The organism is Streptomyces sp. NPDC057486 (genome assembly GCF_042802415.1).
In the GTDB taxonomy this organism is placed as follows: Bacteria; Actinomycetota; Actinomycetes; order Streptomycetales; family Streptomycetaceae; genus Streptomyces; species Streptomyces yanii.
The window spans coordinates 43,723-57,203 of the sequence record NZ_JBHVEE010000059.1; the positions used below are offsets into that span (position 1 = coordinate 43,723).

Below are 13,481 nucleotides of genomic sequence, written 5' to 3' on the forward strand. Positions count from 1 at the left end.
GCCGATGCCCACCGCCCTCTTCGCCTGGCGCCGCACCCCGCCCCCGTTCCTCATCGGCGGTGCCGAGGTCACACAGCAGCTCCTCGCCGAGGAACTCGCCGCCGCAGGCTGGCACGTGACATACCTCGGCTCGTACGAGGCCCCCTGGGGCGGCCCTGGCCAACTCCCCGGGATGCGAGTGCATCTGGACGCCCAGCACGTCCCGTACGACGAGGTCGACGGCGCTCTGCACTACCGGTGGAACGGGATCCAATGCGCGGCCTTGTCGCAGAACAACGTGGAGCACGTCTTCGGAGACCTCTTGGCCGCGCTCCGCCCCGAGGCCGTGTTCACCTCGCAGGAAGGCTCGGCGGAGCTTGCCGCACTGGCCCGGCCGACCGCGCTCGTGGCCGGCCTGCTGCACTCCGTCTCCTCCACGGGCCTGGGCGTGCTCGCAGGCCGCCCCCACTACGGACTGGCCGTGTCGGAGTTCGTCCGAACCCGGGTGCCACACACGCCCGGAACCCGCATCGAGCTGATGTACCCGCCCTTCTCCCCGCCAGGGCCGACCGCGGAAGCACACCACCGCACCACCGCCGTGCTCTTGATCAACCCCATATCCGCCAAGGGCGCGGACCTCCTGCACCGGCTCGTCCGCCTCATGCCGGAACAGCGCTTCACCCTCGTCGAGGGCTGGTGGGACACCGCCTCCGACTTCGCCGCCTACCCGAACGTCACCTACGTGCCCCGCCTGTACGACATGGAACCCCTGTACCGCAGCCACCGTCTGCTGCTGGTCCCCTCCACCGTGGAGGACGCCTTCCCACGCGTGATCGTCGAAGCCGCCCTCCACGGTGTCCCGAGCATCGGGACCGACCGTGGAGGCATCCCGGAGGCGATCGGCGGCACGGGCATCGTCCTGCCCGTCACCGCCGGACTCGAAGAGTGGGGGCGAGCGATCCGCGAGACCGACGCCGAAGCCCTGGGAAGACAGGCTCGGCACCGAGCGATGCGGTTCACCCGCCCGTGCCTGCCCGAGCTCCGGGGGATGGGGATCTAGGAAGCCCCGGTGAACGTCCGTTCCACCCCGTCGAGGCGCTCCGTCCACCAGTGGAGGAGCGCCTCGTCGGCGACGAACAGGTCGTCGCAGGAGAGGTCGTGCCGGTAGTAGTGGAATTCGAGCTGCCAGAAGTCCGTCATCCGCTTCCACCACAGGCGGCGTGCGGCATCGAGCAGGGCAGCCGGCTCCAACGGGACCGCTGACCGGTAGCCGGTGACGAAGGCCGACACCTGTTCTAGGTTGAAGACGCCCTCCACTCCGAACTGCACCTGTGCCGTACGGACGACCTCCTCCGCGTACGGGCGGACACCGAGCCGGTCCCAGTCGAGGACGGCGGTCAGCTCGCCGCCTGCCCACAGAAGGTTCCGGTACTGGAAATCCCCGTGCGTCCAGCCGTGCGGCCCCCTCGGGACGTCGTCGCCCGGGCGCAGGTGCGCGTACTCGCCGAGCAGTCCCCGACGCCTGACAAGGGCGTCGTCGGCAAGGACGTCGAAAGGATCACCCGCCCCCTCCTCCTGGACGGCGGAGGCCAGCCGGTCGGCCTTCTCGACGGCCCGCTCGGGCGTGACGACCTCCGCCCGCACCGCTGCGGAAGCAGGCGGTAGCCGCTCGAGGCCGACGGCACGCCGGAGCGCGAGGTGGAGCCGGGCAAGTTGCGCACCGAGCGCCTCCACCTGGGCGAGGGAAAGGTCCGTTCCGCGGACGTGCTCTCCGGAAGCCCACGGGAAGAGGCAGTACCCGCTGCCCCCGGCCTCGACCACGACACCACCGGACGACGCCTCCACGGGCACGACCACGGGCACGCCGTTTTTGGCGAGCCCGGGCAGTACCGCGAGGTTCCGACGCAGCCTGTCGAGCGGCACGTCCGTGACCCGCTTGAGGGCGAAGGAGCCCGAGGTGGTCTCCAGCCGCCAGTTCACGTTCATCAAGCCCTCGGCGAGGTGGCGGTGGGCCGTCACCTCGCCGAGCCCGAACGCGCCGATCAGCACGGCGAGATCATCGGAAGGGAGGTTCACCCTGTTTGTCATGGAAGCCCCGGTCACCCCGGCGACGATACGGGAGCTCGGAGTGCTCGCGCAGAAAGTCCGCGCAAAGATCACCACCATGGTGCTCGACGGGGTCGCACGAGCGAGGACCGGTATCCGGGCAAGGAGACAATGACGAGGTGAGCGCTGGGGCCGCCGGAGGAACGGACCGGCCGCGTACGCTTCCTGGGCCTCTGTACGATCGTCTGCTGACTGGGAGTCGTCGAGTGACCGCACAGCCGTTCCTGTACGTCGTCGTCTGCGCCGCCGGCATCGCGGGTGACGCCCACAAGCTGATCACCGCCGCGCAGGAGTAAGGCTGGGGTGTCGGTGTCGTAGCCACACCCCAGGGTCTCAAGTTCCTCGACACCGACGCGATCGAGGCCCGGACCGGCTACCCGATCCGCTCGGCGTGGCGCAGCCCCGGCGATCCGCGCCCGCTCCCGTCCGTCGACGCCATCGCCGTCGCCCCGGCCACGTTCAACACCATCAACAAGTGGGCCGCCGGGATCGCCGGCACGCTCGCCCTGGGCATCCTGTGCGAGGCGTACGGGCTGGGGATCCCGACGGCCGTGCTGCCGTGCGTGAACGCGGCCATGGCCGCGCATCCGGCGTACGGCCGGAACCTGGAGCAGCTGCGGGAGATGGGCGTGCTGGTCGGGTCGTACGAGCCGCACCGTCCGAAGGCGGGCGGGGGAGCGGAACGCTTCCGGTGGGGGGAGGCGTTGGAGTTGCTGGAGGACAGGAGCGCAGGTCTCTTCGGACGGTGACTCGGGTCGAGGCGCGCATTCCTGGCCGTCAAGCGGTCCGCTCCGCCCAGAGGCCATCCGGACGGACCTGCCGTCAGAGGTACGTCACCGAGACGAGTGCTGGCAGGATTCCTCGTCCTGCCCCGGCAGCAACCGCAGAGCGAAGACCGAACCGTCGGCGTGGACGGAGACGGGGCCGCCCCAGTCCTTGTCGAAGGTGAGTCGGGGGCTGGTGTGGCGGCCCGCGTGGACGATGGCGCGGTACTCCTCGACGTCGCCCCTGGCGAGGAGACGGAAGACGTCCTTGTCCACGCCGGAGAACGCCTCGACGCGGGGGCCGTTCAGCCGGAAGACGTGGTCGGTACCGACGTACTCGATCCCGAGTAGCGTGTGGGCGGCGTCCTGGACGCTCGTGCTGGCGGCGTGTTCGAGACCGGTGAAGCGTTTGCGGCCCTGCCGGTCGGTCAGGTGACGGGCGGTGGCCCGGCCGGAGCCGGTGAAGGCCATGAGGCCCGCCGCCGTGGTGTGGGCCAGGGACTCGTGGAACCAGGCGTAGTCCTTCGGCTGCACGTGGCAGCCCCGTACCGGATCGGGCGCCACCAGGCCCTTGGCCGGCGGGTGGATGTCAGGCATCACGTTCGCCTGGAACGGTGGGGCGTTCAGGTTCGCTTGCCGGCCCTCCGCCGGGGACAGTCGGCCTCCGTGGCCCGGTGCCTGGAGAGCGTGGACGGTCATCGTGCCCCCGTCCGTCGGGAGCTCCGTGCTGAACAGCAGGCTGGGAGTCTTGTTCCACGCGCCGATGTGGACCGCTTCGGCGTGGGCAGAGGCGGAGGCCAGCTGGTCGGCGGAGGTGGCGGAGTTGCCGTGGTTGCCCTTGCAGGCGAGAGGGATGGCGAAGGATGGCTCGCCCGGTCGCCAGATCTCGGCGAAATACTGGGGACGATAGCGGTATTTCACCTTCTCGCCCTTGTCCCTGCTGGTGAGGGCCCAGCCTGCCCGTAATGCCGTGCCGGCGGGGATGATCGTCACCGAGTGGTCGGGGAAACGGTGGCGCAGCATGTGTTCGGCGAAGGTGAGCGCGAAGCCGACGCCGAGCTCGCCGGACTGCAGCGACTTGTAGTGGTCCGCGATGCGGTGGCCTTCGTCGGTGAGGCCGAGGAACGAGTCGCTGCCGCCGGCCAGGGCCTGGGTGTACTTGAGCGCACCCCAGTGCTCCGCCAGTCCCCGTCCCGCACCGCGCCACGACAGGGAGGTGGCCCGGGCGAGCCTGTGGAGTACGTCCCAGAGAGTCACTTCGAACTGCCGGGGCAGCTCCGTCTGCCGGATCGGGACGAGGACGGGCTTCCGACGGAGCGGCTCGTTCTCGTTCTCCTTCCGCTTCTCGTCGTCCGCCGCGATGGCGGCCTCCACCTTGCCTACGAGCGAGTCGTCGGAGTGGACGGAGACGTTCGAGGACTGGGTCAGGTCCTGGAGCACTTCCTCGGTCGGCTTCAACAGCTCTCCCTCATGGTGTGAGTGGGCAGTTCGCCATCAACTGGACCGTACGGACGGGGAGAGTGGCGCACGCAAGTGCGCAGGGGCGCGTGGCCCAGGCTGTCCTGGACAGCGCGCGGCCGGTGGCGGGGCGGCCCCGCCACCGGCCGGCTGTTCCTGTTATGGGCCTCTGGCCTGTTCTCTCAGTTTTTTGTGGATCATGAATCGGCGCCCGCGACGACGATGCCACACAGCCGGTCGTACTCGGGCATGTCCTCGTGGGTCATGAACTGGACGAGGGCGTGGTGATTCCGCAGGGCGTAGGAATGCACCAGCTTCGCGAGTTCGGCAGCGGCTGCGCCGGCTTCGGGGTTGTGGACGCGGACACCGGCGGCCTGGAATTCTTCGAGAGTGGCGTTATCGGCGAGCGCCTGTTCTTCATCGGTAAATGGGCGACCGTCGAGATGTCGGAAGATACGGGTACCCGACGGTCGGTCGAAGTCCGTGTCGAACAGTAGGGCCATGACGTGGGGTCGAGGGGCGGGGGCGGGCATGGGGGATCTCCTTAAGGGAAGTGCGGATTCTGATGCGCCTACGGTCCGGCTCGGTGCGACCGGCGACGATCGCCATGAGCTTTTGGTAGTCCTCCGGCAGCGTCTCGACGCCCATGCCCTCGGTGCGGTGCGGCACCAGCAGCATCCCTCCGGCTCCCCGGCGTGGCCGCGACAGGTGCACCATTCCCGCCGGTGGGCTCCTCCAACGCCTGGTCTCAGGCTTCCTGACCGGAATGGCCGTCCTCCCGGTCGGCCGGGTACTGCCGGAAGACGACCTCGGCCGCTTCCATCCTGGCCACCTCCGCCTCGGTCCCGGCAAGTTCCTTGCGTAACTGCTCCGCCCGCTCCTCCAGCACTACCCGACGTTCCATCACCGACACCGGCACATCGGCCACCCCGAACTCGCCTCCCGGCACCTCACCGCATCCAGCGGTTCTTCCGGAGCGTAGGGAGCGACTACCGGCCGCGTCGGCGATTCCGAGCAGTCCCCACCCAGACCTGACGGACGATCGGGCGCTGCAGAGCAGGCACGGCCATGGGCTGGGGGCTTGGCGCTTCAGCTACGTTGATACCTGCCTGCCATTGTGTGGAATACCTTCTTCGGTTCCCAGCGGGTCTCATCGAGCATCCGGACGACGCCGTAGGAGCCAAGGTCTTGCTCCCCCGGCCTGCTGTAACCGGCGAAGGTGAACCAGAGCGCGGTGTCCACGCCTTCCTCCTCGAAGATGTCCAGCAGCTCGGTGAAGTAGCGCACCTGCTCTTCCTCGTCCGGCACCGCGCCGTGCGGCACCTGCCAGGCCATGCCGCCGCGCTCTCCCGCGCCCTGGTATGCGCAGGTTCCGTACTCGGTCACCGCGACGGGCTTGCCGTGGGCGAGGTGCGCACGCAGCTCGTCGCGGAAGCTGTCGGCGTTGTAGGCAGCCCGGTAGGCATCGATGCCGACGAGGTCGAACGGACGCCAGTCGACGAACTCCCAGGGAGCGGAGGCGTACGTGACCCGCCCCCCGAAGTGGGTGCGGACACTCCCGGCGACATGAGCGAGGAATTCGTTGAGGCGCTCCTGCACCGGACCGAGGGAGGACCACCACTCCATGTCGGCGGCAGCCATGGCCCGCATACGGTCGCCGTAGGTGTCGCCCGGGAGGAAACCGCCGCAGAACGCGCTGATCTCGCAGCCGGCAACGAACACCACATCGGCGCCAGCCTCCCGTACGGCTTCGGCCCGACGGTCGCAGTCGGCGAAGAACAGGAGCAACTGGTCGGGGGGAAGGTCCACGGGAAAGGGGGCGAACCAGACTTCAAGGCCAGCGTCTGCAGCGTGTCGGGCAGCGATGCTCAGCCGTTCAGGCTCTCGCCCGGAGATACGAACGGCGTCACAGTGGAGATCCCGGGAGATCACCACCATGTCGTGCTGGACCGTCTCAGGGATGAAGCTCTTACGGGAGAGTTCTGCCCCAGGGAGGAACCCGGTGTCGTAGTTGATGCCCCGTGCGCGCACGTCTTTGTCCCTTCACAAAACCGTTGCTGTGTTCCAACAAGTCAACGACGCGCTCGGTGTCCTTGGCCAGAAGGGGAACGGAACGGCTACCGAAGGTGTCGGCGAATCCGGACGAACCCAGGAGCGGACCTGACAGGCGATCACCCCAGAACGATCAAGACCCCGCCCGCAGTCCACACCAGGCCCGTGACTACTGACTTCGGCGCTTCGAGGTCAGTTCGGTCTGTCGAGGGTGAGGCCGGTTCCGGCGAGGAATCTGTTGAGGATGCGGTGCCGGTACTGCAACGACTTGAGCCGCTTGCGGAGCAGTGTCTCCAGCTCACTGAGGGTGCGGGTGGCCAGGTTGGCCAGGCTCCGCTTGATATGCGCCCATAAGCCCTCGACCGGGTTGAGGTCGGGTGCGTAGCCGGGCAGAAGGACGACCGTCAGCCATGCCCGCTCGGTCACGAGCGCCTTCATCGTCTTCGAGACGTGAGTGTTCAGGCGGTCCCACACCACGATGAGCGGGGCCTTGAGCAGCTGGTGGGCGCCGTCGAGCAAGCGGATGTAGTCCATCTCGCTCATCGAGCGACGATCGCCCTTGCGGCCGGTGTGCCGGCGAAGCCGGTAGCACAGGCGGGCGGGCAGGCCTGGTCGGAAGCACAGCAGACCGGCCACCGAGAGGCGGCCACGGCTGCGGCCGGACACCCGCACCGTGGGAGTGATTCCGCGCCGGCCCCAGGTGCGGCCCTTGGGCGGCTGGCCGGTTACGCCTGAACGCCGTCGTGAAGGCCCTCCGGGAGGCCGGATCGGTGACCACCCGCGGCCCCATCCAGGTGCGCAACGCACTGCACGTGCGGGGCGTCCCCACCAGGGCCTCCGTGCGCGCCCCGAAGTGCGCCATCCCCGGTGGCCCTGAGGGCGTCACCCGTGGGGTCCACCGAGAGGACCTCGAACGTGTACTCGGCCCCCTCTCCGACCTCCAGCCCCCGACCCCCGCCGGATCTGTAGCTACCGATGTAGCTACGCCTCTGACCTGCGACGTAGCGGTCACCCCTACAGCCGTAGCGGCCCCGTAGCTACACCCCCTGGCCCAAAAACCCCGAAGTGACCACCCTCCGCCCCCAGGCCCCGGTACACGTGAAAGGCACAGCATCGTGACCAATATCGAGGAGACAGCCCGATATGGCATCGTTCAGCCACTGGTGCGGACAGTGCCGCACCACGTCCCCGCGCGTTCGCACCTACGGCGAAGCGCTCGACGCTCAGGCCGCTCACCGAGACAGCGATCACGGGGGCCGCACCCCGGTCGGCGATCGCATCGACTGCCACCGCACCCAGGGATGGGCGGACATGGATTCCATCGAGCGGTGGATCACCGCCGCAATCGCAGTCGGGGTGCTCCTGTTCCTGGTGTACCGCACCTGACTCAACCTTCGTACCGGTGAGCCCGTCCGCCGCGCCACTCGATCCAGTGCGGGTCGTCGAGGAGATCCCAGGCGTCGTCGAGGCCGGCCCACCTCAGGAACTCGACGAGGTCACGGTCGTCGCGGGCGAGGCCAGCGATCGCACCGTTGATGGTGACCGCCCGACCGCCTGCTGAGGAAGGGCCGTAAACGACTATCGGGGCGCTCATGCCTCCAGGGTGGCCCGGGGCGTCGGCGGCCGCATCCGGCTGGCCCAGTCCGGCATGCGGATCGGTGTAAGACGCACGAGGATCGGTGTATGAGGCACGAGGATCGGTGTGCGGGTGGTGGCCGAGATGTCTCTCCCGGCTGCGGCTGGACTGCCGCCCGACCGGACCGCAGGGGGGCCTGGAGGTATGCATGCCGTCGACGATCTGGAGCGGGGCCATCAGCTTTGGCCTGGTCACGATCCCTTGCAAGGTGATTGCGGCTACGGAGGATCACTCGATCCGCTTCCACCAGGTCCACTTGGAGGACATGGGCAGAGTCCGCACCCGGAAGGTGTGCGAGATCGACGGTGAGGTCGTGCCGCAGGAGGAGATCGGCAAGGGCTACGAGCTCACCAAGGACGAAACGATTGCCGTCACGGACGAAGAGCTCGACCAGATGCCGCTGCCCACAGCCAAGGCGATCGAGATCATGGCGTTCGTGGACGCCGACTCGATCGACCCGGTGCGAATCGGTGACAGCTACTACCTGGCAGCCGATGGGCAGGTAGCCGCCAAGCCGTACACCCTGCTCCGCAAGGCGCTGGAGCGCTCCGACAAGGTGGCCGTCGCGAAGTTCGCCTGGCACAACCGCGAACGGTTGGGCCTGCTGCGCGTCCGCGACAACGTCATCGTGCTCCACGAGATGCGATGGCCGGACGAGATCCGCGACTCCGCTGAGCTGGCCCCGAAGGAGACCAAGCTGGATGAGGGCGAGATCGAGCGAGCCCTGCAGCTGATCGACTCCATGACCGCCGACGACATCTCTGGGTTCCGGGACGCGTACAGGGCCGCCCTGGAGGAACTGATCGAGGCGAAGACTGAAGGCAAGGAACCGGCCCAACCGGCTGAGGGCGAGGCGCAGCAGCCCGGACAGCTCGTCGACCTGATGGCCGCCCTGAACGCCAGCGTGGAGAAGGCCCGCGAGGCCCGCGGGGAGACCGGCGAGCGCGCCACCGTCCACGAGATGACGCCCCGCAAGAAGACGGTCGCCACGAAGAAGACGACAGCGAAGAAGACGCCAGCCAAGAAAGCTGCGGCGAAGAAGACTGCTGGGCGGAAACCGCGCAGCGCCTGACTGCGCGAGCACCCCGAGATCGGTGCCTGGCATCGCCGAGCACTACGCGGCGGCGCACTGGCCGGTCAGCTCTCGTTGACGTCCGTCTTTCGCTGGCGCGACGGGGGGCCTTGTACTCCTTGGCGACGCGGACGCATCCGGCTTCGCTCGCGCGGAAAGGACGCCAACCAGAGCGTCTACATCGGCCTGGCGATCGGCTCACCTCCGCTCGCGCGGAGAGGACTGTGATCGTCCTCGCCTACGACGACGAGTCCTCTCCGTGCGAGCGGAGCAGCTGCGGCCTCGCCGTAGTCGCCGTCCTCGTCAGGGCTCGGATGGACATTGCGCGGATTCAGGCGAAGGCCGGCGAGCGCAACCAGGCCCGGCGAAGCTGAGATGCGCATCGGCGAGCACGACGTCTGCAGCCCCAGCCTGGACCTCGCGATCGCCTGCACCACCCTGTCCGCAGCCGGCCAGCTGCCCACCGAGTGCCTGTCCGGGGTCGCGCTGGTCGGTGAACTCGGCCTCGACGGCAAGCTGCGGATCCCGCCCGGCCCCGATCCGGACCCGGCGGCGGAGCTCGTCATGGACGCGGTCCCAGGTACCGTCCCGGCGCCACTTGGTGAACCAGCGGTGGGCCGCGTCCCAGGGCATCAGATCGCGCGGAAGCATCCGCCACTGGCAGCCCGACCGCAGCACGTAGAACACCGAGTCGAGCACCAACCGGTCTCCGTACCTGCGCATCCCGCCGCCTTTTCGCAGGTCACGCACGGGAAGGAGCGGCTTGATGATCTCCCACATCTCATCGGTCAGGCTGGACGGACAGCATGGGCCGCTGACGGCCTCGGAGTTGTCGCACTGGCACACACCACGTGATCATTCCGGGGCCGTCGCCACGCCCCGAAGGCAGATCACGACCGTCACGCATCACACATGATCAGCCACCCGACAGGCTCTGAGACGTGCGACCAGATGGTTCACATGGACCGAGACTGGCTCACCTTCAGCGAGACAGGTCACCTGTGGCGGATTTCGCGCGCCCTCCACTGCCGGAGGAGGGTCCGGCTGCGCGTGCACAGCTCTCTCGGGGAACTCCTTGAGGAATCTGCTCCGCCCCTTGCGCCGGTCCCTACAATCACACCGTGCTGGGACATAGGGGGAAGGCGAGGACGGGCGCGGGGCGCTCGTCGGGAAACGGGTCGTTCGACGAGACAAGCTGGTGGTGGGTCCCGATCGGCGTCGTGGTGGGGCTCGCTGTGAGCTGGGGTATCGCCGGGCTCATCGAGGGTGGCTGCAGGCGGGGACCGCGCGGCGGCTGCGTGGCAGCGGACGGCTACGAGTTGCATGGGTGGGTGCTTTTTCTCGCAAGCATGCCGGCGATGGCGGTGGTGATCATCGGATTGGCCGCTGGCTACTGGCCACCCACACTGGGCCTTGCTGGCGGCGGTGCAGCCGGTGGTCTGTACGCGCTCGGTCAAGGTCAGACGGAATCGTACGTGATCAGCGCCGGCGTCTTCTTTGCGCTTGCTATCGCGGCGCCCACTGTGACCTTGTGTCGCCGACTGAAGGGCATCCGTTAATCGCCCCCATGCTCACCTCAACGATTCGGGCACGGCGGCCGTCACGTGGGCAGCACGACACCTGCGTTCTGGTCGCTCTCTGGCCTGGAGAGGAACACCCGGTGGCGTGGCAGCTCGATTTCCACCGCGTGAAGCCGCTCGATGCCCTCGGGCCGTGAACGAACGACCCCTTCGCCGTTCACTGAACCTTCGCCAGCTTCGAACGTGCTGGTCGGAGGGGCTGGCGTGAGGGGTGTGGGGCGTACTCACGCTGGCCGCGAGCGAGAGTCTGCGGTCGTCATCATCTGACGGGGTGTCTGGGGGGGCGACTTTACGGTTTCCTCCGCGCCGCGGCCTCGGCGCCACCTACTCTCCGCTTCATGGTGGAGTCCGAGATCGCAGAACGGATCGCCGCGCGCCGCGCGGAACTGGACGAACTCGAAGAACAGCTGGTCAAGCAGCTTGATCAGGTGCGGGACGAGCGAGACGAACTCGCCGTCGCCGAGCGGGTCTGGCGGCGCATGGCCGAACAGTTCGCCGACGAGCAGGCGGCAGCCGCACCGGCCGAGGTGCAGGTGGCGGGACGTGCGGTGTTGCTGGTCCCGCACCGTGAGGGCGGCGTGGACGAGGCCGTGCTGCCGCCGGAGTACCAGCGCATCCTGGCCGCGGTCCGTCAGGCCCGGGCGCCGGTGGTGACCCGGGCCGTCGGCAAGACGTTGGGCCTGGACATCGGGGTGCGGGGCAAGCTGGAGCCGCTGCGGGGGAAGCTGACCCGGCTCGCCGAGCGGGGCTGGCTGCGCAAACAGCCAGACGGCCGGTACGCCGTGCACCTTTGATAACCCGTTGCCTGGGCAGGTGGGGATAGCCCACGATGCCCGGATGCGCTTCTCGATCAATATCCCGAACTTCGGCGACTTCGCCGACCCCCGAAACGTGGCAACCGTCGCGGCGGCAGCCGAGGAGTCCGGGTGGGACGGGCTCTTCGTCTGGGACCACGTCCATTACCGGGGGTACTCGGGGCGGCCCTTCGGGGACGCGTGGATGCTGCTGACCGCGGCCGTACTCGCGACGTCACGGATCCGAGTGGGGACGCTGCTCACTCCGGTAGCTCGATATCGGCCGCAGCAGCTCGCGCGGCAGGTGGCCACCCTGGACAACCTCAGCGGAGGCAGGGTCGTCTTCGCCGCGGGGCTGGGTGGGCCGGTCGAGGACGAGTACGGCAGCTTCGGCGACTCCACCGATCGACGTGTGCTTGCCGAGCGGCTGGACGAAGGGCTGGAGTTGTTGGGGCGGTTCTGGACGGGCGAGGCCGTCGACCATCACGGTCGGCACTACCAGGCGCACAACGTGAGCCTGCAGCCCGCGACCGTGCAGCGGCCCCGGCCGCCGGTGTGGATCGGAGGATTCTGGCCGAACCGTCCGCCCATGCGACGGGCCGCGCGGTGGGACGGCGCGGTGCCTCTGTTCAAGAACGCCCTGCATGGATACCCGCCGGACCCCAAGGACGTGCGGGAGTTGATCACCTATGCGCGCGGTCATCGAGAAAACGACACCCAGCGCCCCTTCGACCTCGTAGTCGGCGGCGCCACTCCGGCGGACGCTGCCAAGGCCAAGGACGTGATCGGCCCGCTGCGCGACGCAGGTGCCACCTGGTGGGACGAACGGCAACTCGATCCCGGCCCCGATGTGGACTGCCTGGCTCCGGTGCTGCGGCGCATCGAGGCGGGGCCGCCGGTACTCAATTAGTTGACCAGCGCCGCGGGCCCTCCGGCCCGGGTGAGGATGGCCGGTTGCGGAACGCAACTGCAGCGCCCCCGACGGTCGTTGAGATGGTGTGAGCAATAACAAAGAATGCGTCGGGGACGCCGTGTCCCTTGTGTATCAGTGCCGCCTCCCCGTGTCCACGAGCACGGTTATCCACCTCGCCGACCTGCTACGGACCCGTCTGAAGGCGATCCGCTCCCCGTTCCGGTCGCTGCCGCCGGGCCGGATCGCGGTGCTCGTGCTGGCGATGCTGCGGCATGACCAGCGCCTGCTGGATCTGGCCGGCGGCAACAACGTCGCGGAGTCTACGCTGCGCCGTTGGCGCGATGAGATGATCGGCCTGCTCGCCGCGAAGGCCGAACGGCTGGACCGCGCCCTGCGCAAGATAGCCCGGCGGGGCGGTGAGGTGGTGCTGATCGACGGCACCTTGATCCCCACGGTGCGCCGCACCGGGAAAGACGACCGGCCCAACTACTCGGGCAAGCACCACCGCCACGGCCTGCACTTCCTCGCCCTGACCGACGAGAAGGGCAGACTGATCTGGATCTCCTCCGGCCGACCGGGACGCACCCACGACGCCACCGCCGCCCGCCGCGACAAGATCGTCGAACACCTCAAGGCCGCGGGCCTCGGCGCCCTGGCCGACCTCGGCTTCCTCGGCATGGACAAGCCTGACGACCCCGACGAACTGGTCATCGTCACCGGCTTCAAGGCCACCCGGGCGAGAAAGCTCAGCCCCGGGCAGAAGCAGGCCAACCACGTCCTGGCCGCCGCCCGCGCCCCCGTCGAGCACGGCTTCGCAAACCTGAAGTCGTGGCGCATCCTCTCCAAGCTGCGCACCGACCCGGCCCGCGCCACCGCCCTCCTGCGAGCACTGCTCGTCCTGACCGACCTCGAAGTCAACCGCTGACCGTGCCAGATGATCAAGAGCGCAGACTGTCGCCGGCGATCAGCGTGAGCATCCCAAATAGGCACCACACCAGCCCCTCCGACCAGCACGTTCGAAGTTGGCGAAGCTTCACTGATCTACACCCCGCGCCCACGCTGGTCCGGCATGATCTGGGCATGGACGAATGGAAGTACACACTTCTCAACGGCGTGATATCCACGGT

16 protein-coding genes and 1 pseudogene are annotated in these 13,481 nt (G+C 68.5%); 9 read left to right on the top strand and 8 right to left on the bottom strand.

All coding sequences use genetic code 11. The features are described from left to right. Nucleotides 1-4: 4 nt before the first annotated feature. Entirely contained in the window at nt 5-1,039 is a 1,035-nt protein-coding gene (locus ACFU6I_RS25800) for a glycosyltransferase (RefSeq protein ID WP_384370971.1), read from the top strand. Here ACFU6I_RS25800 and ACFU6I_RS25805 read toward each other — a convergent pair. Beyond that, nucleotides 1,036-2,067 carry a phosphotransferase gene (locus tag ACFU6I_RS25805; protein ID WP_384370973.1) on the bottom strand — a complete coding sequence of 344 codons (1,032 nt, stop codon included), beginning with the start codon at nt 2,065-2,067 and terminating at the stop codon, nt 1,036-1,038. The genes ACFU6I_RS25800 and ACFU6I_RS25805 overlap by 4 nt on opposite strands. Here ACFU6I_RS25805 and ACFU6I_RS25810 point away from each other — a divergent pair. Both ACFU6I_RS25810 and ACFU6I_RS25815 read left to right on the top strand, forming a co-directional pair. Further along, nucleotides 2,066-2,200, top strand: coding sequence for a hypothetical protein (locus tag ACFU6I_RS25810; protein ID WP_384370975.1), 135 nt, complete (start codon nt 2,066-2,068; stop codon nt 2,198-2,200). The genes ACFU6I_RS25805 and ACFU6I_RS25810 overlap by 2 nt on opposite strands. A gap of 91 nt (nt 2,201-2,291) precedes the next feature. Further along, nucleotides 2,292-2,834, top strand: a pseudogene (locus ACFU6I_RS25815) (flavoprotein). 84 nt (nt 2,835-2,918) lie between these two features. Here the strand turns inward: ACFU6I_RS25815 and ACFU6I_RS25820 are convergent. The 5 genes from ACFU6I_RS25820 to ACFU6I_RS25840 all read right to left on the bottom strand — a co-directional run bounded on the left by ACFU6I_RS25820 (nt 2,919) and on the right by ACFU6I_RS25840 (nt 7,166). Continuing rightward, nucleotides 2,919-4,307, bottom strand: coding sequence for a hypothetical protein (locus tag ACFU6I_RS25820; RefSeq protein WP_384370977.1), 1,389 nt, complete (start codon nt 4,305-4,307; stop codon nt 2,919-2,921). Nucleotides 4,308-4,504: 197 nt separating this feature from the next. Further along, nucleotides 4,505-4,840, bottom strand: coding sequence for a hypothetical protein (locus ACFU6I_RS25825; RefSeq protein WP_384370979.1), 336 nt, complete (start codon nt 4,838-4,840; stop codon nt 4,505-4,507). 215 nt (nt 4,841-5,055) lie between these two features. Next, nucleotides 5,056-5,235, bottom strand: a complete 180-nt coding sequence (locus ACFU6I_RS25830; RefSeq protein WP_384370980.1) for a hypothetical protein — start codon at nt 5,233-5,235, stop codon at nt 5,056-5,058. 161 nt (nt 5,236-5,396) lie between these two features. After that, nucleotides 5,397-6,116 (bottom strand): hypothetical protein, encoded by a 720-nt coding sequence (locus ACFU6I_RS25835; protein WP_384370982.1) that lies wholly within the window; start codon nt 6,114-6,116, stop codon nt 5,397-5,399. 435 nt (nt 6,117-6,551) lie between these two features. After that, nucleotides 6,552-7,166, bottom strand: coding sequence for a transposase (locus tag ACFU6I_RS25840; protein WP_384370984.1), 615 nt, complete (start codon nt 7,164-7,166; stop codon nt 6,552-6,554). 336 nt (nt 7,167-7,502) lie between these two features. Here ACFU6I_RS25840 and ACFU6I_RS25845 point away from each other — a divergent pair, with 336 nt between their 5' ends. Next, nucleotides 7,503-7,745 carry a hypothetical protein gene (locus ACFU6I_RS25845; RefSeq protein ID WP_384370986.1) on the top strand — a complete coding sequence of 81 codons (243 nt, stop codon included), beginning with the start codon at nt 7,503-7,505 and terminating at the stop codon, nt 7,743-7,745. Nucleotide 7,746: 1 nt separating this feature from the next. On the opposite strand, the gene ACFU6I_RS25850 is transcribed toward ACFU6I_RS25845, so the two are convergent. After that, entirely contained in the window at nt 7,747-7,953 is a 207-nt protein-coding gene (locus ACFU6I_RS25850; protein ID WP_384048069.1) for a hypothetical protein, read from the bottom strand. Between the two features lie 190 nt (nt 7,954-8,143). Here ACFU6I_RS25850 and ACFU6I_RS25855 point away from each other — a divergent pair, with 190 nt between their 5' ends. Beyond that, on the top strand, nt 8,144-9,067 hold the full coding sequence (locus ACFU6I_RS25855) for a Ku protein (protein ID WP_384370988.1): 924 nt from the start codon (nt 8,144-8,146) through the stop codon (nt 9,065-9,067). Nucleotides 9,068-9,370: 303 nt separating this feature from the next. On the opposite strand, the gene ACFU6I_RS25860 is transcribed toward ACFU6I_RS25855, so the two are convergent. Further along, nucleotides 9,371-9,847 (bottom strand): transposase, encoded by a 477-nt coding sequence (locus ACFU6I_RS25860; RefSeq protein ID WP_384370990.1) that lies wholly within the window; start codon nt 9,845-9,847, stop codon nt 9,371-9,373. Nucleotides 9,848-10,188: 341 nt separating this feature from the next. Between ACFU6I_RS25860 and ACFU6I_RS25865 the strand changes: the two genes are divergently transcribed. From ACFU6I_RS25865 to ACFU6I_RS25880, 4 genes are all read left to right on the top strand, one after another. After that, nucleotides 10,189-10,626, top strand: a complete 438-nt coding sequence (locus ACFU6I_RS25865; protein ID WP_384370992.1) for a hypothetical protein — start codon at nt 10,189-10,191, stop codon at nt 10,624-10,626. A 359-nt stretch (nt 10,627-10,985) separates the two neighbouring features. Continuing rightward, nucleotides 10,986-11,441, top strand: a complete 456-nt coding sequence (locus ACFU6I_RS25870) for a hypothetical protein (protein ID WP_384370994.1) — start codon at nt 10,986-10,988, stop codon at nt 11,439-11,441. A gap of 43 nt (nt 11,442-11,484) precedes the next feature. Further along, on the top strand, nt 11,485-12,351 hold the full coding sequence (locus tag ACFU6I_RS25875; protein ID WP_384370996.1) for an LLM class flavin-dependent oxidoreductase: 867 nt from the start codon (nt 11,485-11,487) through the stop codon (nt 12,349-12,351). Nucleotides 12,352-12,502: 151 nt separating this feature from the next. Next, entirely contained in the window at nt 12,503-13,279 is a 777-nt protein-coding gene (locus ACFU6I_RS25880) for a transposase family protein (RefSeq protein WP_384370998.1), read from the top strand. The last annotated feature ends 202 nt before the right edge of the window (nt 13,280-13,481 follow it).